This is a genomic window from Neisseria sp. P0021.S007, from assembly GCF_051956855.1.
The window spans coordinates 1-504 of the sequence record NZ_JBQCXA010001293.1 but is presented as its reverse complement, the minus strand read 5'-3'; the positions used below and the strand labels follow the sequence as shown (position 1 = coordinate 504).

Annotated in this window: 1 pseudogene; it reads right to left on the bottom strand. The window is 42.5% G+C overall.

Features of this window, described 5'->3' with window-relative positions:
* Positions 1-75 (bottom strand): annotated as a pseudogene (locus ACTHUR_RS18805) (biliverdin-producing heme oxygenase); the annotation flags it as partial.
* Positions 76-504 lie beyond the last annotated feature (429 nt).

Sequence of the window (504 nt, the reverse complement as noted above, 5' to 3'; positions counted from 1 at the left end):
GTCCACGCTATCGTGAATAGTTGTAGTTTGCTCTTTCAGCCGTTTGGCAAAAGTCAGCTCTTGTGTTTCGCTCATGTGAATATCCTTCATACAGTTTCAGACGACCTTCCGGCCGCCTTTATTTAAACAAGGTGGATTGGATAGATTTGAAAACGGACACGGGATGGAAGCCAAGGTTTGTGGGATTGGAAACCCACCAAACCTGGTTGAAAACAAACCATCGGGTTTCGTTATTTTATGAAATATTTTTTAAAAATATATATCATTCCAATTCAAATGGCAAGAGAATGGTTTGCAGCTACTTGCAACTACAAGATAATAACGGACAATTTTCCACCTTCGGCAAACAAGAGAGGCAGGCTTAACGGAAAATGATTCCTTAACCATAAAAAATATTGTTTACAAAGACATGACAACATCTCGGTAGACGCCGTCCTTGCCTCACCTGCGTCAAAACGGCATACTTTCGCCATACCGAGCCGCAGGTCGTCTGAAACCTGCCAC